Origin of the sequence: Brevundimonas vancanneytii, assembly GCF_901421975.1 — a bacterium.
Classification (GTDB): domain Bacteria; phylum Pseudomonadota; class Alphaproteobacteria; order Caulobacterales; family Caulobacteraceae; genus Brevundimonas; species Brevundimonas diminuta.
Genome location: NZ_LR588407.1, coordinates 2,295,001 through 2,315,565 on the forward strand (window position 1 = coordinate 2,295,001; position 20,565 = coordinate 2,315,565).

A 20,565-nucleotide genomic window follows, 5' to 3' on the forward strand; every position below is an offset into this window, starting at 1 on the left:
GACTATGCGCGCCGCTACAACCTGCCCTCGCCGCGCATGGCGGTGGGCCGGATCAGCGACTACACCGGCTCCATCTCCTCGGACGGCGGCCGCCAGATCACCCAGGGCGCGTCCCTGATGGCCAACACCGCCCTGGCGAAAGCCGGCGCCCGCATCGTCGAGCGCTACGACACCTCGGTGTCCGAGCTTGAGCTGCGCTACGCCAACAACAAGCTGATCGGCGACGACGTGCCGAACGGCGCGCCCCAGGACGCCGCCTTCCGCCGCATCCTGGCCGGTCAGGTGCCGGGCTCGGACTTCTATGTGGTCGGCGGCATCACCGAGGTGAACTACAACATCCGCTCGGGCGGCTTCGACATCGCCGGCGGCGAAGTGGGCCAGAACGGCGGCTCGGGCCTGCTGACCGGCAAGGTGTTCGTGATGAACGTCGCGATCGACCTGCGCCTGGTGCAGACCACCACCCTCGAGGTCGTGGACGTCGTCTCCTATCAGAAGCAGATCGTCGGCCGTGAAGTGTCGGCGGGCGTCTTCGACTTCCTGAACGGCAACGTCTTCGACATCTCGGCCGGCACCAGCGGCCTGGAGCCCGTCCAGCTGGCGGTTCGCGCCCTCGTCGAACGCGCCACGGTCGAATTCATGGCCAATCTGTACGGCGCCCCCGGCCCGGAAATCTGCCTCAACCCCGCCAATGACCCGCTGGGCGACAGCCCGGTCGGCGCCACCGGCGGCTACTATCCCGCTTACGCAAACACGGACACGAACAATGGCCAAACTCGCGCCGACCCGTCTCGCTGGCACGATCGCCGCGACAGCGCTGTGCGTGGCGGCGGCCGCTGAGGCTTCCGCTCAGGATCGCGGGCTAGTCCTGAATGAACAGCTCAACCTGGGCGACGTCATCAGCGGTCAACGCCTGAACGTCGTCAACGTCAGCGACAACGTCGCCGTGTCGAACGCCGCCATGGGCAACGCCCTGTCCGGCGGCGCCGACGGCCGCGCCGCCGACATCCGCTCGACCCAGGACATGCAGGGCGCCGCCGTGGCGGACACCTCCCTGACCCTGCGCGGCGAGACCGGCTATGTGAACAGCGTGACCCAGGCGCGCGGCAACTATCTGGCCGGGACCGCGGTCAACACGGGCATCGACGTCGACGCCGGTCAGAATCTGAACGGCGACGTCACGGCGCGCAGCCAGATCGTGGAGACCGGCGCTCGCCTGAACTACGGCGGCCATGTCTCGGCCGACGCCATCGGCAACACCGTCGCCCTGGGCGCAAGCGGCACGGGCGAACAGCGCGGCGCCGTCACCGGCCGCACCGATCAGAACTCGACCGGCGAAATCTACGCCGAGAACGAAGCCCGTTTCACCTACGCCCCGGCGCCGGCCGTCTTCAGCAGTCAGGCTTCGGCCAACGCCGTGCAGGCGACCTCGACGCCGAACTCGCACCAGAACCTGTCGGTCAGCCAGAACGCCTCGGGCGCCGGCGTCACCGCCTGGACCGGCGTGTGGGCGGGCAACGCCTGGGACATCGCCGCGCGCAGCCGCGCCGCCTCCAACCAGGCCGCCTTCTACAACCAGGGCGGTTCGCTGGTCGTGGATGTGGATCAGCAGAACGCGGCGGAAGTGCTGTCGCGCACCGAGCTCAGCTCCTATGACTTCGGCGCCGCTCATTCGACGGCCGAGGCCGTGGGCAATGAGGTTCATGCGGGCAACAACGACATCTATGTCAGCATCGACAACACCCAGATGAACACCGGCGGCGTCACCGCCAGCGCCGGTTTCACGGGTCAGAACGGTTACGACGCCTACGTCGGCGCCAATGCGGCGGGCAACGCCGTCACCGGCTTCGGCTGCTCGACCTGCGGCAGCGACCTGAACGTGCGCAACAGCCAGACCAACATGGGCGACGTGCGGGCGACGGCGACGACCAACATCAACGGCTGGGGCCGCAACGTCGTCGCGGGCGCCAACGCCGTCGGCAACACGGCGAGCTTCTACGTCACCAATCCGGGAAATTAACTTTCGGTAACTTGAGGTAGTCAAGCTCGTTTGTCACCGTGAACAGGCGCGAGGCTGAAGAAGCTTCGCGCCTGTCTTACGTGCAGGGCCGCAATCAGTCCCGGGGGCCGCCCGCTCGCACGTCGCGGAGACTACTGAATGCGATCCCCTCGCCGCCTGCTCCTGCTTGCCGCGTCCAGCCTCGCCCTGATGGGCGGAGCCGCGCTTCCCGCCGTCGCCCTGACCCCGCCGTCAGCGGTCGCGACGCAGGACGCCCAATCTTCCAGGCCCTGGGCCCAGGCGGCCAGCGACATTCCCGCCGACGCGGCTGTGCGCTTCGGCGTCCTGCCCAACGGCATGCGCTACGCCATCCTGAAGAACGCCACCCCGCCCGGTCAGGCGTCGCTGCGCCTGCGGATCGCGGCCGGTTCGCTGATGGAGAACGAAGACCAGCTGGGCCTCGCTCACTTCATGGAGCACATGGCCTTCAACGGCACGACGAACGTGCCTGAAAACGAGCTGCTGCGGATTCTGGAACGCCTGGGCCTGGCCTTCGGCGCCGACACCAACGCCTTCACCAGCTTCGACCAGACCGCCTATACGCTGGAGCTGCCGCGCACCAACGACGAGACCGTCGACACCTCGCTGCGGATCATGCGCGAACAGGTCTCCGAAGCCCTGATGAAGGCGGAAGACATCGACGCCGAACGCGGCGTGATCGAGGGTGAAGAGCGCCTGCGCAATACCCCCGCCCTGCGCTCGCTGAAGGCGCAGATCGCCCTGCTGGCGCCCGGCCAGCGTCTGTCGAACCGTCTGCCGATCGGCGACCTCAGCATCATCCGCAGCGCCCCGCGCGAGCGATTCGTCGAGTTCTACGAAGCCTATTACCGCCCCGAGCGCGCCACCATGATCGCGGTCGGCGACTTCGACGTCGATCAGATGGAAGCCAAGATCAAGGCGACCTTCTCGGACTGGACGCCCAAGGCCGCCGACGGTCCCGAGCCCGATTTGGGACAGGTCGCCCCGCGCCAGCCCGAGACCCGCATCCTGGTCGAGCCGGGCGTGCAGTCCTCGGTCCAGTTGAACTGGATCCGCAACCCCGATCTTGATCCCGACACCGCCGCACAACGTCGCGACGCGCTGCTGCAGAACCTGGGCATGGCCGTGCTGAACCGTCGCCTGGGCGAACTGGCCCGCGCCGACAACCCGCCCTTCATCGGCGCCGGCGGCGGCCAGGGGACTCTGTTCAAGACCCTGGACCTCGGCAGCGTCTCGGCCGCCTTCAACCCCGGCGGCATCAAGCGCGCGCTGGAGACCATCGAGCAGGAACAGCGCCGCCTGGTGCAGTTCGGCGTCTCGCAAGTCGAACTGGATCGCGAAGTCGCCAATACGCGCACGGCGCTGGAAAACGCCGTTCAGGCCGCAGCGACGCGCAGCACCCCGGCTTTGGCCAACGCCCTGCTGGGCGCCGCCAACGACGACAAGGTGTTCTCAGCGCCCGCCACTGACCTGGCCCTGTTCGAGGCCGCGGTGAAGGATCTCAAGGCGGAACAGGTCAGCGCCGAGGTCAAGCGCGCCTTTGAAGGTCAGGGCCCGCTTGCCCTGGTCATCACGCCCGAACCGATCGAGGGCGGCGAGGCGGGCGTCACCGCCCTGCTGGAAGCCAGCCGCGCCACCCCCGTGACCGCCCCGGCCGCCCAGGTCGAACTGGAATGGCCCTACGCCGACTTCGGCGCCGCCGCCACGCCAGCCTCGACCACCGAAGTCGCCGCGGTCGGCGCCACCGTCGTCACCTTCCCCAACGGCGTGCGTCTGACCGTCAAGCCCACCGCCTTCAAGGATCAGCAGATCCTGATCTCGGTCCGTACCGGCATCGGCGAAATGGGTCTGCCGACCGACCGCTTCACCTCCGAGTCCCTCGCCCCGATGGTCTTCACGGCAGGCGGTCTGGGCAAGCTGACGGCGGACGAGTTGAACCGCGTCCTGACCGGCAAGATCTACGGCGCAGGCTTCGCCATCGACGGCGACGCCTATCAGTTGTCGGGCGCCACTCGCCCGGCCGATCTGCAACTGCAGATGCAGGTGCTGGCCGCCTATCTGACCGATCCGGGCCTGCGCCCGGCGCCGTTTGAGCAGATCAAGGCCGTCCTGCCGCAGTTCATGGCTCAGCAGATGGCGACCCCCAGCGGCGCCTTCAGCCTTCAGGCCAGCGGCCTGCTGGCCAGCGGCGACAAGCGCGAATCCATGCCCTCGCCGCAGGAAATCGCGGCCTTCACCCTGGATGAGCTGAAGCAAGGCGTGGTTCAGGGCCTCGCTTCCGGCCCGATCGACATCGTCATGGTCGGCGACGTGAAGGTCGAGGACGCCGTCGCCTCGGTCGCCTCGACCTTCGCCGCCCTGCCCGCCCGCGCTCCGGCCGCCCAGCCGACGGCCGGTTCGGATCAGCGCCGCTTCCCGGCGCCGACGGCCCAGCCGATCCGCCTGACCCACGCAGGTCCGGCCGAGCAGGGACTGGCCTATATCGCCTGGCCGACCACGGATGCGGTCAACGACCGCACCGAGTCGCGCCGTGCCGCCATCCTGGCCGAGGTGCTGAAGCTGCGCGTCCTGGACGAAATCCGCGAGAAACAGGCCCTGGCCTATTCGCCCAGCGTCCGCGCCTCGGCGTCCGACGTGTTCCAGGGCTATGGCTCCATCTCGATCACGGCCGACACGGCGCCCGAGAAGTTCGGCGCCTTCTTCAGCGCCGTCGACGCCATCATCGCCGACCTGCGCGACAAGCCGGTCAGCGAGGACGAGCTGAACCGCGCCCGCCTGCCGGTGATCGAGTCCCTGCGCCGCAGCCAGGCCGGCAACGAATACTGGCTGGGCCAACTGGAGGATCTGGCCGCCAAGCCCGCCTCCCTGGAGCAGATCCAGACGCACATCAGCGACCTGGAATCCTTCACCGCCGCCGACATCCAGGCGGCCGCGCGTCAGTATCTGAAGCCGGACACGGCGTGGAAGGCCGAGGTCGTCTCGGCCAGCGCCGCGCAGTAAGACGGCCTTAGACGAAGAAAGGGCCCCGTTCCGCAAGGAACGGGGCCCAGTCATTTAGGCCTATCGACGGAGAGTCGATGCCTGGACCTTAGGCGTCTACGCCTGTCGCCAGGCTGAACAGCCGGTTCAGAAAACCCGGCCGCCGACCCCGCCGTCCATCATGATCATGCCCGTGGACGCCGCGCCCTCGACCATTTCCTCGCGATACTCGGTGTAGGTCTCTTCGCGCATCATGGTCAGCACCTTCACGCCGGCGCCGTAGCGACGCAGCAGCGAACGCTCGTTGCATTGACGCGCCTGCTTTTCAGGACGGCATTCCAGACGCCCGCCCGCGCCGTGCCACAGGGCGTCGCCCTTGTTGCAGGCCACGGTCTCGCCCGGCGCGCCTTCGGCGTCGCTGATGGTCCACTGCAGCTTCGTGCCCGCCAGGCAGCGATACAGTTCGCCGTCATAGCTGTTGGCGACGTCGCGGCCCGGCGTCACCTGGGACGCGGGGTGCGGCACATTGCGGTCGTCGATGCAGACGGCCTGCAGCACGACCTGCTTTTCGATGCGGCGCGTGGCGGTGAAGGGCACGCGCACCGACTGCATCCCGCCCTGGACGTTCAGGCCCTGGATGGTGGTCGGATAGGGCTGATCGACGTTGAAGTAAGCGCCGCCGCCGCCCGCGACGATGACCGTCGAGCCTGCTCGCGATCCGGCCCAGGCGCGCGCCGAGGCGTTGGCGCTGGCGTTCGCATTGACGTTCACGTTGACGTTCACATTGCCGCCGCCCGAGCCGCAGCACGGAGGGGGCGGAGGCGGCAGGCAGCCGCCGCCGGCGCACGGCGGCGTCACCGGCGGACGCGGCGGCAGACAGCCGCTGGGGCCGCACCCCCCGCCCGGCGGCGTCACCGGCGGGGTGATCGGCGGCGAAGGCGGCAAGATCGGAGGGTTGGGCGGCGGAGGCGGCAGGCAGCTCGAAGGCCCGCACTGCGCCGCAGCGGCGTCAGCGACCGCCATCAGCCCCACAAAGGCCACGGCGCCCGCCAGCATTTTCGTAATCCCTACCCGCATGGGATCGGACTCCTGCATTGATCGTCAGCAGGGGCGATGCAAGCGCCGGGCCGTTTCAAGCGTCCGACATTGGGCGGTTTCATCCCCCTTAAGGCGAGTTTGCGCCATACCGCCTCGCCTAAGGGGCCGCCTGTCTCATTGTGAGCCGTGCCATTGTGGGGCGGCGGATCAGTCGAGACGTTTCAACCCGCCCGCATAACGACGCCAGTTCTGCACATAGTGCTGGGCCGAGAGACGCAGCGCCTCGATCTGCCCCTCTTCCAATTCCCGGACCACCTTGCCGGGCTGGCCCATGACCAGGCTGTTGTCGGGAATGACCTTGCCTTCGGTGATCAGGGCGTTGGCGCCGATCAGGCAGTTCTTCCCGATGCGCGCCCCGTTCAGAATGACCGCGCCAATGCCGATCAGGCTGTTGTCGCCGATCTCGCAGCCGTGCAGCATCACCTTATGCCCCACCGTCACCCCGGCGCCGATGGTCAGGGGAGAGCCGACGTCAGTATGCAGGATGCCGCCATCCTGAATATTCGTGTCCGCCCCGATGACGATGGGGTCGTTGTCGCCACGCAGCACGGCGTTGAACCAGATGCTGGCGCCCGGATGCAGAATCACGTTCCCTAGAACGGTTGCATTCGGCGCGATCCAGTATTCGCCCTCCGGCGGAAGCTGAGGCTTGCTGTCGCCCAGACTGTAAACACTCATCCGCACACCGCCTATTCTTCTCAAAATGAAGGCTTTAACCCTTCGGAAACCACGTTAGCATCAGACTGTTGATGCGATTCGGCAGGCTCCATTCGCCCCCGGATCCGAAGCCGGATCAAGCCCGGTCCGGTCAGACGCTGGAGAATGCGCTTGGCGTGTTCGCGACCAGTTCGGGGACGGCGACGCACCTGCTGCGGCGAAGACCCTGCGACCGTTCGGGACGGCTGCGCGACTTCGGCCCCCACCTCCCCCACCGACGACCGAGGCGAGACCCAGCCGGGCTCGCCTTTTTTCATGCCCTGGAGGCGTCCATGAGCAAACGATCGGCCATCAAGCGTCAGCTGCGCGAAGGCGTGCTGGATTCGCCCGAATTCATTCAGGACGCCAAGGTGCGGCGATTGCCCGCCCGCGTCGGCGGCTGGTCGCCCGTGCCGTCGAACGACGAGCGGGACCAGGGCTATATGAAGACGCTGAAGCCCAAGTCGGACGGCCAGGCCGAACTGATGGAGGCCGTCGATCACGCCAATCTGGTGCTGGCGCTGGGGCCGGCGGGCACGGGCAAGACCTATCTGGCCGTCGCCAAGGCGGTCGAGGCGCTGGAGGCGGGCAAGGTCGGCCGCATCGTCCTGAGCCGCCCGGCCGTCGAGGCCGGGGAGTCGATCGGTTTCCTGCCCGGCGACATGGAGGACAAGCTGGCCCCCTACCTGCGGCCGCTCTACGACGCCCTGTCGGACCGTCTGTCCATGAAACGGGTCAAGGCCCTGATGGCCGAGGGCCTGATCGAGATCGCCCCCATCGGCTATATGCGCGGCCGCACGCTGAACAACGCCTTCATCGTCGTGGATGAGGCGCAGAATTGCACCTACGTCCAGCTGAAGATGCTGCTGACCCGTCTGGGCTGGCACTCGACCATGGTGGTCACGGGCGACCCGCACCAGTCGGACCTGCTGCCGGGCGTATCGGGCCTGTCGGACATCGCCGACAGACTTGAAGCCGTGCCCGAAATAGCCGTCGTCCGACTGGCCGAACGCGACATCGTGCGTCACCCGCTGGTTGCCAGCATGATCGGAGTGCTGTGACCCTCGCCCTTCTCTGATGAGAGAAGGAAAAAATAGAGTCCAATTCGTCTGAATCGTCTGAAATCCCCTCTCGGCCCGGATGCAGTCTAGCACAGGCGCCGAGAGGGGATGGTCGATTGTGATTCAGCGACACCGTGCATCTCCGCTGGCGGCGGGCATGATCGGGGTATTGTGCTCCTTGTCCATCTCCCCTTGCGGGAGAAGGTGGCAGGCGAAGCCTGACGGATGAGGGGTTGCGCGACGTCCGCCTCGCAGCCCTTCATTAGATTTCGGAGAGACCCCTCATCCGGCCCTGACGGGCCACCTTCTCCCACAAGGGGAGAAGGAAGAACGTCCTACGCCCTAACGGCCCGGCTGGCGTCGACGCCCAGCGCCGTCACGGCGGCGGCGGCGATGTGTTCGGCGTTCAGACCGGCCTGGGCGTACATGACCTCGGGCTTGTCCTGATCCTGGAAGATGTCGGGCAGGTGCAGAGTGCGAATCTTGAGCCCGCCGTCCAGCGCCCCTTTCTCGGCCAACAACTGAAGCACGAAGGCGCCGAAGCCGCCCATGGCGCCCTCTTCCACCGTGATCAGCGCCTCATGCTCGCGCGCCAGACGCAGGATCAGGTCGGCGTCCAGCGGCTTGGCGAAGCGGGCGTCGGCGACGGTGGCCGAGACGCCCTTGGCGGCCAGCATGTCGGCGGCCTTCAGCGCTTCCTGCAGGCGGGTGCCCAGCGACAGGATGGCGACCGATGTGCCTTCGCGAACGATGCGGCCCTTGCCGATCTCCAGCGGGGCGGCCAGTTCAGGGATGTCGACGCCCACGCCCTCGCCGCGCGGATAGCGGAAGGCGCTGGGGCGGTCGTCGATGGCCAGCGAGGTCGAGATCATCGCCGCCAGTTCGGCCTCGTCCGAGGCGGCCATCAGCACCATGCCCGGCAGGGCGCCCATATAGCCGATGTCGAACGACCCCGCGTGGGTCGAGCCGTCGGCGCCCACCAGACCAGCGCGGTCCATGGCGAAGCGCACCGGCAGGGACTGGATCGCCACGTCGTGGACGACCTGGTCGTAGCCGCGCTGCAGGAAGGTCGAATAGAGGGCGCAGACCGGCTTCATCCCATCGGCGGCCAGGCCGGCGGCGAAGGTCACGGCGTGCTGCTCGGCGATGCCGACGTCGAAGGTGCGATCGGGGAAGGCCTGACCGAACAGGTCCAGCCCGGTGCCGGACGGCATGGCGGCGGTGATGGCCATAATGGTCGGGTCGGCCTGAGCGTGCTTGATCAGCTCAGTCCCGAAAACCTTGGTGTAGCTGGGGGCGTTGGAGACGGCCTTGGCCTGCTTGCCCGAAACCACGTCGAACTTGACCACCGCGTGCAGCTTGTCGGCGCTGCTCTCGGCCGGGGCGTAGCCCTTGCCTTTCTGGGTGACGACGTGGACCAGCACCGGACGGTCGGTGATGGCCGCCGCATTCTTGAGGATAGGGACCAGATTCTCCATGTCGTGACCGTCGATCGGCCCGACGTAATAGAAGCCCAGCTCCTCGAACAGGGTGCCGCCGACGATCATGCCGCGGGCGTATTCCTCGGCCTTGCGCGCGGCGTCGCGGAAGGGGCGCGGCATGTGGTCGACGAACTTCTTCCCGACCTTGCGGATGTTCTGATAGGCGCCGCCCGAGACCTGTTTGGCCAGATAGGCGCTCATGCCGCCGACGGGCGGGGCGATCGACATGTCGTTGTCGTTCAGCACCACCATCAGTTGGCCGCTGGTGGCCTCGGCGGCGTTGTTCATCGCCTCATAGGCCATGCCCGCAGACATGGAGCCGTCGCCGATGACGGCCACGACCCGGTTGTTCCCGCCCTTGGCGTCCCGCGCGGCGGCGAAGCCCAGCGCCGCCGAGATGGAGGTCGAGGCGTGAGCCGCGCCGAAGGGGTCGTATTCGCTCTCGGAGCGCTTGGTGAAGCCCGACAGGCCGCCGCCCTGACGCAGGGTGCGCATCCGGTCGCGCCGCCCGGTCAGGATCTTGTGCGGATAGCACTGGTGGCCGACGTCCCAGATCAGGATGTCCTGCGGCGTCTCGAAGACGTGGTGCAGGGCGACCGTCAGTTCGACCACGCCCAGACCCGCGCCCAGGTGCCCGCCCGTCACCGACACGGCGTCGATGGTCTCAGCCCGCACCTCGTCCGCCAGCTGTTTCAGCTGGGCGATGTCGAAGCCCCGCGTGTCGGCGGGAAACTTGACGGTGTCGAGAAGCGGGGTGTGGGGCATGGGGATCGGGGGCCTTCAGACGACGGAGCGTCAACAGTAACCCGCTGAGGGCGGGCGCGTTTCCTATCAGGACCGGCGTTTAAGCACAAAGTCCACGCTGGCCTTGAGGATTTCGGCCTCATGACCGAACAGGTCAAGGTGCGAGCGAGCCTGATCGGCCAGATGCGCGACCCTCTGTCGCGCCGCATCGACGCCCAGCAGGGTGACGAAGTTGGTCTTGCCCAGGGCCGCGTCCTTGCCGCCCGCGGCCTTGCCCATTTCCTCGGCCGAACCTTCGGCGTCCAGAACATCGTCGACGATCTGATAGGCCAGGCCGATGTCGTGGGCGAAGCTGGTCAGGGCGTGCCAGGCCGCTTCGTTGGCGTCGGCGATGATCAGCGGGATCTCGAAGGCGTAGGCGAACAGGGCGCCTGTCTTCAGACGCTGCATCCGGGCCACGCCGCCCAGATCGTCGCGCACCCCCATCAGGTCGATCATCTGGCCGCCCGCCATGCCGCGCGCGCCCGAGGCGAAGGACAGACGCCGCGCCAGTTCGCAGCGCACGGCCGCATCGTCGTGGGTGTCCTCGTCCAGGATGATGTCGAAGGCGGCGGTCTGAAGCGCATCGCCCGCCAGGATGGCCGTCGCCTCATCATAGGCGATGTGCAGGGTCGGACGGCCGCGACGCACGTCGTCGTCGTCCATCGCCGGCAGGTCGTCGTGCACCAGAGAATAGGCGTGGACGCATTCCAGGGCGCAGGCGGCGCGCAGGGCCGCGCGCTCCTCGACCTCCAGCATCCGCCCCGCCTCGATGGCGAAGAAGGGACGCAGCCGCTTGCCCGGCCCCAGGGCGGCATAGCGCATGGCCTCGGTCAGGCGCGCTTCCGGTCCGTCGGCGCGCGGCAGCAACTGGTCCAGGGCGACAGTGACCAGATCGGCGATCTCGGCCACGCGGTCGATGACGGCCTGTTCCGGCGAATTGGCGGCGAGCATGGTCAAAACAGCCTCCCGCCCAGCGGCAGGTCGCGGTCGACGCCGGCCAGGACGACGTTCCCTTCCGCGTCCGGGAAGCCGAGCGTCAGCACCTCGGACATCACCGGCCCGATCTGGCGCGGCGGGAAGTTGACGACGGCGGCGACCTTGCGGCCGTGCAGCTCGTCCAGGGTGTAGTGATGGGTGATCTGGGCCGAGGACTTCTTGACGCCGATCGCCTCGCCGAAGTCGATGGTCAGCTTATAGGCGGGCTTGCGGGCCTCGGGGAACGGCTCGGCCTTGATGATCCGGCCGACGCGAACGTCCACCTTCATGAAGTCGTCGAAGCCGATCTGCGGCGCGATTTCGGAACCGGACATCAGCCGAACTCGGCCGGTTCGACGCCCTTGGCCTGGCCGTCGGCGCCGACGACGATCTTCTCGACCCGCAGTTGGGCGGCCTTCAGCCGCGCCTCGCAGTGAGCCTTCAGCCGCGCGCCCTCTTCGTACAGGGCGATGGACTCCTCAAGCGGCGCCTGACCCGATTCCAGGCGCGAAACGATGCCCTCCAGACGCGACAGGGCGTCCTCGAAGCTGAGATCGGCGGGCACGGCGGGGGAAGCGGATGCGTCAGTCATGATGGGCGCAACCTAGAGAGGCAGGCGCGCCGCTTCAACGGCCTTCCTGACGCCGCGACGTCAGCGCTTCACGAAACGGCGCTGGGACCAGTATTTGAAGCCCTGGTTGTGGGCCAGACGCCAGCCGTGCGCCTTCAGCCGCTGGCCGACCATGTGGTTGAAATAGCCGTGCGCCCAGCACCAGCACGTCATGGCCTTCCGAGGCGCGAGCGATCAGGACGCGCGCGGCCTGGTCGGCGCGGACCTCGGCCTCGGCGCGGGTCTCCTGGCCCTCGTGGTGGTTGAAGGCGTGCCACCAGATGCGCGAGATCACGCCCCAGTAGCGAGGCGACAGCTTGATCCAGGCCGGAAAATGCGGCGGCGGCAGGGGGGCCTCGATGAACAGGGCGTCGACCAGGACGTCGCGGCCCGGCGCGACGGCGCGGGCGGTTTCCTGCGCGCGCGGCCGGGTGGAGGCGTAGATCGCCCCGGCGCCCTCGGCCGTGCTCAGCAGGGCCTGGGGCGGCGTCTGACCTGCACGCAGGCCGCCGATCTCATAACGCCCCCACCAGTCGCGATACTGGTCCGAGGTGATCATGCATTTGCGCGACAGCGCCGGCTCGCCATGGCGCGCCAGGGTGATCGCGCCATAGGCGGTCTCCGACTCGGCGGAGCCGGCGGCCGCAACCGGCGTCTGAACTGCGGATTCGGAATGAGTCATGAGTGCAGGAGAAGTCATAGCACGGGGATCAGCCTGTGAAACCAAGGCCTTGGCGTCCCTTTACCTCCCCGATCCCAGCATTGGCGTGCGCCGCGAACAGCGCACCTTGGACAAAGGTGGTAGCTTCCGCCGCGCGCCCCTGCAACCACGCAAAGATGACGAGGTTGCAATGAACAGGGCGCGGAGCGTCCCGACGCGCCTTCACCCGGCCTCCGCGCGGCGCTATGCGTCGAAGAATGAGCGAACCCGTGATCCGTCCCGCCCGCCCCGATGACGCCGCCGCCCTGGCCGTGCTGGGACGCCAGACCTTCATCGACACCTTCGTCACCGGCTTCGGCATCCCCTATCCGACCGCCGATCTGACCATGTTCCTGGACGCCAGCTTCAACGCCGAGGCCATCACCAAGAAGCTGGCCGAGCCCGGCGCCGCCTGGTGGGTGGCCGAGCGCGAGGGCGAACTGCTGGCTTTCGCCAACGCCGGGCCGAACACCCTGCCCCACCCCGACGGCCGCGCCAGCCACGCCGAGCTGCGCCGCCTCTACGTCGGCAAGCAGGCGCAGGGGCTGGGCCTGGGCACGAAACTGCTGAAGATCTCGCTGGACTGGATGGAGGCCCACTCCGACGGCCCCCTGTGGATCGGCGTCTGGAGCGGCAATCTGAAGGCGCAGAAGCTGTACGCCGCCTACGGCTTCGAAAAGGCGGGCGAGTATCAGTATCCGGTCGGCGCCTGGATGGACGACGAGTTCATCTTGCGGCGCGGCTAGGCCGGGGCCAGTCTTAAGCCCATGCTTCTGCCCTTCTTCACCGCCTTGCGCGAGGCCAAGGTGCCTGTGTCGCTCAAGGAATGGCTCCATCTGATGGAGGCCATGGACAAGGGCGTGGCGGGCCGCGGACGTCGAAGCCTTCTATCACCTGTCCGCGCGCCGTCCTGGTCAAGGACGAGAAGCATTACGACCGCTTCGATCAGGTCTTCGGCAAGGTGTTCAAGGGACTGGAGGGCGTCAGCCCCCGGCGAAGAGATCACCGCCGACATCCCCGAGGACTGGCTGCGCCTGCTGACCGAAAAATACCTGACCGACGAGGAAAAGGCCCAGATCGAGGCCCTCGGCGGTTTCGAGCAGCTGATGGAGACGCTGAAGCAACGGCTCGAGGAACAGAAGGAGCGCCATCAGGGCGGGCAACCGCTGGATCGGCACGGGCGGAACCAGCCCCTTCGGCCACGGCGGCTACAACCCCGAGGGCGTCCGCATCGGCGGAGCCGGACGTCACGGCCGCGCGGTCAAGGTCTGGGAGAAGCGCGAATACAGGAAACCTGGGACGACACGGTCGAACTGGGCACGCGCAACATCAAGGTGGCGCTTGCGCCGCCTGCGCCGCTTCGCCCGCGAGGGCGCGGCCGAGGAACTGGACATCGACGGCACCATCGACGGCACGGCGCGTCAGGGCTGGCTGGACATCCACATGCGGCCCGAGCGGCGCAATACGATCAAGGTGTTGCTGTTCCTCGACGTCGGCGGCTCGATGGACGGCCATATCCAGCTGTGTGAAGAGCTGTTCTCGGCCGCGCGGACCGAGTTCAAGAACCTGGAGTTCTTCTACTTCCACAACTGCCTCTACGAAGGGGTGTGAAGGACAACCGGCGCCGCCACAGCGAACGCATCCCCACCTGGGATCTGATCCACAAATACCCCGGCGACTGGCGCGCCATCTTCGTCGGCGACGCGACCATGTCGCCCTATGAAGTGACCATGCCCGGGCGGCTCGGTCCGAGCACTGGAACGAGGAAGCCGGCGCCGTCTGGCTGAAACGCGCCCGCGAACAATGGGACAAGTCGGTCTGGCTGAACCCGGTGCCAGAGCGCCACTGGAGCTACACCCCCTCAGTCAGCCTGATCGGCGAGGTGATGGAGCACCGCATGTTCCCCCTGACGCTGGAAGGCCTGGAACGAGCCGTGCGGACGCTGGCGCGCTAAGCCCTAGTTGACGGTGAGAAGCCCGAAGGCAGACAGGATGCCGGCCGCCGTTTCCTGACGGAAGAAATAGCGGCCAGGGTGAAGGAAGAAGTCGCCTCCGACGCGCCGGGCGGCAACAGATAGTGATCCGATGGCGGGCCGGCCGTGGTTTCCGCCATCGACAGGGCCTGGATCAGCACCTGTTCGTCCAGCGGCGGAACCTTAATCGTCACGCGCCGCCGCTCGGGATCCGCCGCCAGCCACCCCGGGCGGCCCGCCACAGGCGTCATGCGCGGATGGAAGACCGACATATCCATTTTTCCGGCATAGTTGGGCGTGGCGATGCTCTCGCCATCTCTGGACACCACGATCGGGTTTTCGGGGCGCAAAGCGCGCCAGGACGGCGGCCACGTGCGGCGCATCGTTCTGAGGCGCGATCGCGGGCCAGTTCCTCGACTGCTCAATCGTCAGCGGATCGATGCCCGTCTTGGCTTTCAGGCGCGCGGCGAACCACAGCCCGCCCCGTCCCTCAATCTCCATCGCATGACTGTAGCCGACGAAGGCGAAGACGCGCGCCGCAGAGTTAGTCGACAGGATGTTGGCGATCAGGTTATCGGCCTGCGCCTCTTCACGCGCGGCGATCTGCGCGGCGCTGTCCGCGTCATCGGGCGCCCTTTGGTCGAAGCTCTGTTCATAGTCCGAAAAGCGGTAGCCGAGCCGGGCCGCCTCGCGCACCATCTCGGCGAAGACCGGATCGTGCGTGTAGTAGCCGTAGCTGGCCAGGAAGGGCGCGCCCTTCGTATAGGCGTCGACCCGGACAAGCGGCACAGGCTGAGGCGGGGTGAAGGTTTCGGCGGCGAACCAGTCGTAGCCCAGCGGGCGCAACGCACGCATCACCCGGGCGGCGAAGGCGCGATGTCCGGAAATGTTGTGCGCCTCGTTCAGGATGACAATGCGGGTGTTGCGGGCCGCCTCGACGATGGCTTCGATCGCTTCACGCGCCACTGCGCCGTCCAAATCGGGTGGAATCAGCGACGGCCGCGGAGGCCGCTCATCCAAGCCGACGGCCGTCGGCTCGTCCCCCAGGAAGGACGCGAACTGACTTAACATCTGTCGCGCCGCTTGATCACCCGCTTCAGCCTTGGCCTTCAGGTCGAGGTAGGTCGGCAAATAGCGACCTTCGGAGAAGAACTGGTCGTCGCTCGAAAGCGCTTCCTGCGCCAGGACGGACGCAGGAAGCCCCACGCTCAAACCCGCCGCTCCCAACAAGATCGATCGACGTGCCCACATCCGCTCTCCCCCTCGAGAAACTGACATGACAACGATACTAGAAAAGATTCCGGCGCGACTGTGGCGAAGCGTCCCTGAACAGAAGCGCTCCGTTCACACCCCGACAGCCTGACTTTCAAGAGTGAAAGCCGAATTGGTCAGAAGGCGCGCGTCACGCCGAAATTCACCTGGGTGTAGTCATAGGTGTAGCCACGGGCGACGGGGGTGTTGCTGTAGGTCAGGCCCGCGGTGAAGGCCCATTCGCGCACAGGGGGGCTGGTGACCTGAGCGTTGAAATAGCGGGCGTTGCGCCAGTCGCTGCCCGTTTCCTTCTGAGCGCCCAGGCCGCCGGCGATCACATAGCGCCAGCCGCCGTAGTAGCGGCGCACCTGCAGCACCGGCATGACCTCGACATAGTTCTTGGGCGAGAAATAATCGTACTCGCCGGGGTCGCTGCTGTGGAAGTAGCGGGTGCGAAGTTGGGCGGACAGGCCCCATTCGGGCTTCAGCACATGGATGTAGTTGAGGCGCAGATGGGTGCGGACGTTGTCGCCCGTGAAATCCTGAACGCCCGCCATGACGGTGAAGTTGTTAAGATCATTGACCGGCAGGTCGAAGGCCCCGCCGAGGAACGTGTAGTAGAGCCCCTTCTCCAAGCCGAGCGGCGTTTCCAGAATCTCGCGCTCGATGAAGTATTCCTGGCGGAACCGGGCGTCGTTGTGAACGCTGACCGCGCCCAGGACGGTGTCGCCGTCCGTGCCCACCTGCCCCTTCCACGACCAGTCGCCGGTCTTGTCGGCGAAGCGCAGATAGACGCGCTGGTCCTCGGTCGACTTCTGGCCCAGCGGCTTGAAGCTGGCCGTCTCGACCCGCAGGCCGAGGTAGTCGTCCGGCCCCCTGTAGCGCCAGTCGAGGTTCACCCCCGCCTTGATGACGTCGGTGTTGTCGGCGTCGGTCGAGGCGAACAGGTCCGCGCCCACCGCGTAGCGCGGCAGGAAACCGGCCGCCACGCTGTCGGGATGCTCGGCGCGGGCGGTCTGCTGGGCCGTCTCCGGCGCGGACTGAGCCTGGGCGGAGGCCGCCGCCAGCAGAACGAGCGCCAGCGCGGCTCCCCCGGTCAGGGCGTTCATTTGGTGTCCCATTTCTTCCGCATCCCCAGCAGTTCGGCGCCATAGCCCCACACGCAGACCGGTTGCATCACCAGACTGTAGCCCAGGGCGTAGAAGAGAAATCCCCCGAAGTTGCGGCGCACCTTCAGCCCTTCGCTATGGAACATACGGCGCTGGATGCGGAAGATGAATATGTTCCACAGGGCCGCCAGCGGCAGCACCGCCAGCGTCAGCGGTCCGGCGATCCAGAAGATGCCGAACATCGCCAGCACCAAGCCGGGGATGAAGACGAAGGTGTAAACCAGATCCAGCGGCAGGAAGCACAGGTTCCACCAGATGAAGATGGTGGTCAGGCGTGGTTTGAGCAGCAGGCCGCCGTGCGCCTTGAACGCCTCGATCAGGCCGCGCGACCAGCGTTTGCGCTGCAAGGCGAACTGTTTGAAGCGCGTCGGCACATTGGTGAAGGCCAGGGCGTCCTCGGCGTAGCCGATGCGGTATCCCTTTTCGAGCAGGGCCCAGGACACGACGATGTCCTCGCCCACGCATTCGGGCCAGCCGCCGACCTGTTCAAGGGCCTCCCGCCGATAGAGGGAGAAGGCGCCCTGGGCCACCAGGGTGCCGTGATACATGGATTGCATCCGCTTCACGGCGGCGATGCCGTGGAAGTAGTCCCATTCCTGGGAACGGGTCAGGAAGTTCTCACGCGAGTTGCGCACCATGACGGCGCCGGCGATCGCCTGGGTGGAGGGCGGATCGGTCAGCAGACGCTCGACGATCTGGGCCAGGCCGTCCTCGCGCACCCAGGAATCGCCGTCGATGGTGACGATCAGGTCGTGCCGCGCCTCCTTCAGACCGCGGTTGAGCACCGCCGCCTTGCCTGCATTGACCGAATAGTCGAGCACGCGCACGGCGGCGTTGGGCGGAAAGTCCAATTCGGCGATCGCCCGGCGCGCGACCGCGACCGTGTCGTCGGTCGAACCGTCGTTGAGAATCAGAATCTCATAGGAACCGGGATAGGTCTGGTGCGCCAGACTGGTGAGGGTGTCGCGAATGCCGGACGCCTCATTATAGGCGGCGACAAGAACGCTGACTGCCGGATAGGTCGTCGGGCGGATGCGCGGCGGCCTTCGATCGAACATCAGCGTGCCGAGCAGGAAGGCGTTCATGAACCCCGGCACATAGGCGATGAAGCCGATGGCGATGAGGGCGAATACCCAGTTGCTCACGCTCGCCAGGTCCGCCAGCCAACGCTGCGAAAGCCAGACGCTGAGCGCCGTCCAGGCGATCGCCAACGTCAGCGCCAGAATGAATTTTGCAGGAACCGGCAGATACAATCGCCGGTAGGGATGCGACAGTCCGGTCGCGCCCTGCACGCCGACCATCGGCTCCGTGTTCGTCTCAGACACTCTATCGGACATCGCTGCCCCCGTGAACGCCTTGTGAATGACGACAGAAATTCTCGTTTCTGAATTTTTACAGCTAACCGAAAGTAACCATCATGCGAATATTACACGCAACATCTCGAATAAATCGTAAATTCTCGCATCACGCGAGTAGCGGGCGTCATGCGGCGACAACGCCCGCCCCCACGTCTTAGCTTCGCTCGCCCTTCAATGCGTCCTTCACGCCGCCGACGGCGTTCTGGACCTTGCCCGCCACCTGATCGGCGCGGCCTTCGGCTTTCAGCTTTTCATCGCCGGTCAGCTTGCCGGCGGCTTCCTTGAGCTTGCCGCCCATGTTCTTGGCGGCGCCTTCGATACGGTCGTGGTCGGGCATGGAGAGCTCCCTGTCTTTCGGATCGCCGGAACTGGCGCCCGTCAGGAAAACAACCCTTTTTCTCTAGCGAGGTTCCGAAGCGGAGGCTGCGGCATGACGATCACGCAACCAGCGCGCAACGGCCCAGCTGTGCGCCTCGTGCCGCAGGCTGAACAGGGCGCGCAGCGGCTCCAGCCAGACCAGCTCATGATCCGCTTCCTGCTTGGTCGAGGGGTCGGCGCCGGTCACATTGACGAGCCAGACGCCGCCGACGTTGTTGACCGGCGTGCCGTCCGACTTGAGGAAATACTGCGCCGCCTCGGTCAGGCGATCGACCGGCTGGATGATCAGGCCCGTCTCCTCGGCGAACTCGCGCGCCAGGGCCTGCTGCTCCGTCTCTTCGCCGTCCAGGGCGCCGCCGGGCAGATCGAAATAGGCGTGCCCGTCGCCGCGATCCACACGCACGCAGGCCAGACGGCCGTCACGCTCGGCGATGCCGAAGACTGCGGGACGGTGGATGTAATCGAGACCGGGACGGGCCGTACCGAACTGAAGCTTCATCGTGGGAGATTAACCCTGCCGCATCGCCGGGCGAAACCCCCAAAGCGTCGTCAGAGATCAAACGCCAAAAGGGCGCGCACGCCGCGATGCGCCGGGTCCACCTCGATCGCCGAGCGCAGTCCGCCCGCCATGGCCGAGATGATCTTGGAGCCCAGGCCCGTTCCCTTGGGCAAGCCGTCGCCCAGGCCGGGCCCGTCATCCTCGACCGTCAGCTGGGCGCGTCGCCCATCCTCCAGACGCCTCAGGATCACGCGAATCTCGCCCGCAGCATCCGGCTCATAGGCGTATTTGACGGCGTTGGTGACAAGCTCGGTCACGATGACGCCGAGGGACACGGCCTGATCGGTCGTCACCTGAAGAGGCTCGGCCTGCAGAGTCAGTCGCGGTCCGTCGCTGTCGGGGCCGATGGACTTGCCCAGCTCATCGACCAGACCGGCCAGATACTCGTCCATCTGAACCCGCTCGACATCGGCCGAGGTGTAGAGGCGGCGGTGGACATGGGCCACGGCCTCGATCCGCACCTGGGCCTCGCGCAGGGCGTCGCGCGCGCCCTCATCGGCCAGCTGGCGCAGTTGCAGGGAGATGAAGCTGGACACCAGTTGCAGCGAGTTGCCGACGCGATGGTTCACCTCGCGCAGCAAGGCCTCGGCGCGGTCGCGGGCCTGGCGCACTTCCTCGTGCGCCTCTTCGTTCTCGCGCTCCAGACGACGCCGCAGCAAGGCGTCCTCGAGAGCCGAACGCAGCAGGGCGGTGAAGTCCTCGGACACGTCCTTGATGACGTAGTCGGCGGCCCCGGCGCGCAGGGCGGCGACGGCGATGCGGCCGTCCTGGGCCCCCGTCACATAGACCACCGGCGGCGGCGTCGGCAGGGCCAGGATGTCGGGCAGGACGTCCAGGCCCTCACGGCCCGGCATGTAGTGGTCCAGGGCGCAGACATCGAACTGGCCCGCCTTCAACACCTCATAGCCGCTGTCCGCATCGGGCGCGCAGATGACCTCATAGCCGTGGCGGCCGAGCTCCTTCTGGACCAAGCGGGACAAGCCGCGGTCATCGTCGATGTACAAGAGACGTATGGCGGCCCCCGGTTCCGTCACGGCGTCAGATCTCAGGCGCCTGCATGACCGACAGGAACAGGCCCAGCTGGCGGATGGCGCCCGCAAAGGCCTCGTAGTCCACCGGCTTGGTGATGTAGACGTTGCAGCCCAGATCGTAGCAGCGCTGGATCTCGACCTTGTCGTCGGTGGTGGTCAGCACGACCACGGGCGCGCGGCGCAGATTGTCGTCGGACTTGACCCGATCAAGGATGTCCGTGCCCGACATGTCCGGCAGATTCAGGTCCAGCAGGATCAACAGGGGGCCGGTGCGCCCCACCTCGTCGCTGAACAGATAGTCGAGCGCCGCCTCGCCGTGATCGAAATGGACGATGTCGTTGGCGATGTTCGCCCGCCGGATGTTCTTCTCAATGAGCTTGGCGTGCCCATGATCGTCCTCGACCATGACGATCTTCACTGAGTGGC

The 20,565-nt window shown here is 66.8% G+C and carries 18 protein-coding genes and 2 pseudogenes (1 of these 20 only partly in view); 6 read left to right on the forward strand and 14 right to left on the reverse strand.

From position 1 onward, the window contains the following. The 3 genes from hfaB to FGL25_RS11420 form a co-directional block, all read left to right on the forward strand. Positions 1–837 carry the 3' portion of a holdfast anchoring protein HfaB gene (gene hfaB / locus FGL25_RS11410; RefSeq protein ID WP_003163501.1) on the forward strand. The gene continues 183 nt to the left of window position 1, outside the view, so 837 of the gene's 1,020 nt are visible here — the last part of the coding sequence; the start codon falls outside the window, past its left edge; its stop codon occupies positions 835–837. Then, the gene (gene hfaD, locus FGL25_RS11415) at positions 764–2,017 is read left to right on the forward strand and encodes a holdfast anchor protein HfaD (protein ID WP_138141740.1); all 1,254 of its coding nucleotides are present in this window, start codon (positions 764–766) and stop codon (positions 2,015–2,017) included. Before hfaB ends, hfaD begins: the two co-directional genes overlap by 74 nt. Positions 2,018–2,155: 138 nt before the next feature. Continuing rightward, positions 2,156–5,035, forward strand: a complete 2,880-nt coding sequence (locus FGL25_RS11420) for a M16 family metallopeptidase (protein WP_138141741.1) — start codon at positions 2,156–2,158, stop codon at positions 5,033–5,035. A 126-nt stretch (positions 5,036–5,161) separates the two neighbouring features. Here FGL25_RS11420 and FGL25_RS11425 read toward each other — a convergent pair whose 3' ends face one another. Beyond that, entirely contained in the window at positions 5,162–6,091 is a 930-nt protein-coding gene (locus FGL25_RS11425; RefSeq protein ID WP_252970273.1) for a hypothetical protein, read from the reverse strand. Positions 6,092–6,259: 168 nt separating this feature from the next. Beyond that, positions 6,260–6,790, reverse strand: a complete 531-nt coding sequence (locus FGL25_RS11430; protein WP_040344420.1) for a gamma carbonic anhydrase family protein — start codon at positions 6,788–6,790, stop codon at positions 6,260–6,262. Positions 6,791–7,089: 299 nt separating this feature from the next. Between FGL25_RS11430 and FGL25_RS11435 the strand changes: the two genes are divergently transcribed. Next, the gene (locus FGL25_RS11435; protein WP_088412108.1) at positions 7,090–7,869 is read left to right on the forward strand and encodes a PhoH family protein; all 780 of its coding nucleotides are present in this window, start codon (positions 7,090–7,092) and stop codon (positions 7,867–7,869) included. A gap of 335 nt (positions 7,870–8,204) precedes the next feature. On the opposite strand, the gene dxs is transcribed toward FGL25_RS11435, so the two are convergent. The 5 genes and pseudogenes from dxs to FGL25_RS11460 all read right to left on the reverse strand — a co-directional run bounded on the left by dxs (position 8,205) and on the right by FGL25_RS11460 (position 12,403). After that, positions 8,205–10,115 carry a 1-deoxy-D-xylulose-5-phosphate synthase gene (gene dxs / locus FGL25_RS11440; RefSeq protein ID WP_138141742.1) on the reverse strand — a complete coding sequence of 637 codons (1,911 nt, stop codon included), beginning with the start codon at positions 10,113–10,115 and terminating at the stop codon, positions 8,205–8,207. A gap of 66 nt (positions 10,116–10,181) precedes the next feature. Beyond that, positions 10,182–11,087 (reverse strand): polyprenyl synthetase family protein, encoded by a 906-nt coding sequence (locus FGL25_RS11445; RefSeq protein WP_046651608.1) that lies wholly within the window; start codon positions 11,085–11,087, stop codon positions 10,182–10,184. Between the two features lie 2 nt (positions 11,088–11,089). Beyond that, positions 11,090–11,446, reverse strand: a complete 357-nt coding sequence (locus FGL25_RS11450) for a tRNA-binding protein (RefSeq protein ID WP_003163509.1) — start codon at positions 11,444–11,446, stop codon at positions 11,090–11,092. Continuing rightward, positions 11,446–11,703 carry an exodeoxyribonuclease VII small subunit gene (locus tag FGL25_RS11455; RefSeq protein WP_040344421.1) on the reverse strand — a complete coding sequence of 86 codons (258 nt, stop codon included), beginning with the start codon at positions 11,701–11,703 and terminating at the stop codon, positions 11,446–11,448. The genes FGL25_RS11450 and FGL25_RS11455 overlap by 1 nt, the downstream gene beginning before the upstream one ends. Positions 11,704–11,763: 60 nt before the next feature. Beyond that, a pseudogene (locus FGL25_RS11460) lies at positions 11,764–12,403 on the reverse strand (histidine phosphatase family protein). A 236-nt stretch (positions 12,404–12,639) separates the two neighbouring features. Here FGL25_RS11460 and FGL25_RS11465 point away from each other — a divergent pair. Next, the gene (locus tag FGL25_RS11465; RefSeq protein ID WP_040344422.1) at positions 12,640–13,167 is read left to right on the forward strand and encodes a GNAT family N-acetyltransferase; all 528 of its coding nucleotides are present in this window, start codon (positions 12,640–12,642) and stop codon (positions 13,165–13,167) included. A gap of 21 nt (positions 13,168–13,188) precedes the next feature. Beyond that, positions 13,189–14,375, forward strand: a pseudogene (locus FGL25_RS18000) (vWA domain-containing protein). 201 nt (positions 14,376–14,576) lie between these two features. On the opposite strand, the gene FGL25_RS11475 reads toward FGL25_RS18000, so the two are convergent. The 7 genes from FGL25_RS11475 to FGL25_RS11505 all read right to left on the reverse strand — a co-directional run bounded on the left by FGL25_RS11475 (position 14,577) and on the right by FGL25_RS11505 (position 20,545). Continuing rightward, a complete protein-coding gene (locus FGL25_RS11475) occupies positions 14,577–15,605 on the reverse strand; it encodes a hypothetical protein (protein ID WP_252970144.1) in 1,029 nt (342 codons plus the stop codon). Positions 15,606–15,781: 176 nt separating this feature from the next. Beyond that, positions 15,782–16,753 carry a hypothetical protein gene (locus FGL25_RS11480; protein ID WP_138141743.1) on the reverse strand — a complete coding sequence of 324 codons (972 nt, stop codon included), beginning with the start codon at positions 16,751–16,753 and terminating at the stop codon, positions 15,782–15,784. Then, positions 16,750–18,150, reverse strand: coding sequence for a glycosyltransferase (locus FGL25_RS11485; protein ID WP_197733840.1), 1,401 nt, complete (start codon positions 18,148–18,150; stop codon positions 16,750–16,752). The genes FGL25_RS11480 and FGL25_RS11485 overlap by 4 nt, the downstream gene beginning before the upstream one ends. 175 nt (positions 18,151–18,325) lie before the next feature. Further along, a complete protein-coding gene (locus FGL25_RS11490) occupies positions 18,326–18,508 on the reverse strand; it encodes a CsbD family protein (protein ID WP_003163522.1) in 183 nt (60 codons plus the stop codon). A 63-nt stretch (positions 18,509–18,571) separates the two neighbouring features. Next, on the reverse strand, positions 18,572–19,048 hold the full coding sequence (locus FGL25_RS11495) for an NUDIX domain-containing protein (RefSeq protein WP_003163524.1): 477 nt from the start codon (positions 19,046–19,048) through the stop codon (positions 18,572–18,574). Between the two features lie 50 nt (positions 19,049–19,098). Further along, the gene (locus tag FGL25_RS11500) at positions 19,099–20,142 is read right to left on the reverse strand and encodes a sensor histidine kinase (RefSeq protein WP_255370625.1); all 1,044 of its coding nucleotides are present in this window, start codon (positions 20,140–20,142) and stop codon (positions 19,099–19,101) included. A gap of 4 nt (positions 20,143–20,146) precedes the next feature. Then, positions 20,147–20,545, reverse strand: a complete 399-nt coding sequence (locus FGL25_RS11505) for a response regulator (protein WP_040344682.1) — start codon at positions 20,543–20,545, stop codon at positions 20,147–20,149. Positions 20,546–20,565: the final 20 nt, after the last annotated feature.

Coding starts and splice junctions, on each gene's coding strand:
- FGL25_RS11490 (WP_003163522.1), bottom strand. CDS start 18,508: ATGCCCGACCACGACCGTATCGAAGGCGCCGCCAAGAACATGGGCGGC.
- FGL25_RS11485 (WP_197733840.1), bottom strand. CDS start 18,150: ATGTCCGATAGAGTGTCTGAGACGAACACGGAGCCGATGGTCGGCGTG.
- FGL25_RS11445 (WP_046651608.1), bottom strand. CDS start 11,087: ATGCTCGCCGCCAATTCGCCGGAACAGGCCGTCATCGACCGCGTGGCC.
- FGL25_RS11430 (WP_040344420.1), bottom strand. CDS start 6,790: ATGAGTGTTTACAGTCTGGGCGACAGCAAGCCTCAGCTTCCGCCGGAG.
- dxs (WP_138141742.1), bottom strand. CDS start 10,115: ATGCCCCACACCCCGCTTCTCGACACCGTCAAGTTTCCCGCCGACACG.
- FGL25_RS11425 (WP_252970273.1), bottom strand. CDS start 6,091: ATGCGGGTAGGGATTACGAAAATGCTGGCGGGCGCCGTGGCCTTTGTG.
- FGL25_RS11505 (WP_040344682.1), bottom strand. CDS start 20,545: ATGGTCGAGGACGATCATGGGCACGCCAAGCTCATTGAGAAGAACATC.
- FGL25_RS11455 (WP_040344421.1), bottom strand. CDS start 11,703: ATGACTGACGCATCCGCTTCCCCCGCCGTGCCCGCCGATCTCAGCTTC.
- FGL25_RS11465 (WP_040344422.1), top strand. CDS start 12,640: ATGAGCGAACCCGTGATCCGTCCCGCCCGCCCCGATGACGCCGCCGCC.
- FGL25_RS11480 (WP_138141743.1), bottom strand. CDS start 16,753: ATGAACGCCCTGACCGGGGGAGCCGCGCTGGCGCTCGTTCTGCTGGCG.
- hfaD (WP_138141740.1), top strand. CDS start 764: ATGGCCAAACTCGCGCCGACCCGTCTCGCTGGCACGATCGCCGCGACA.
- FGL25_RS11420 (WP_138141741.1), top strand. CDS start 2,156: ATGCGATCCCCTCGCCGCCTGCTCCTGCTTGCCGCGTCCAGCCTCGCC.
- FGL25_RS11495 (WP_003163524.1), bottom strand. CDS start 19,048: ATGAAGCTTCAGTTCGGTACGGCCCGTCCCGGTCTCGATTACATCCAC.
- FGL25_RS11450 (WP_003163509.1), bottom strand. CDS start 11,446: ATGTCCGGTTCCGAAATCGCGCCGCAGATCGGCTTCGACGACTTCATG.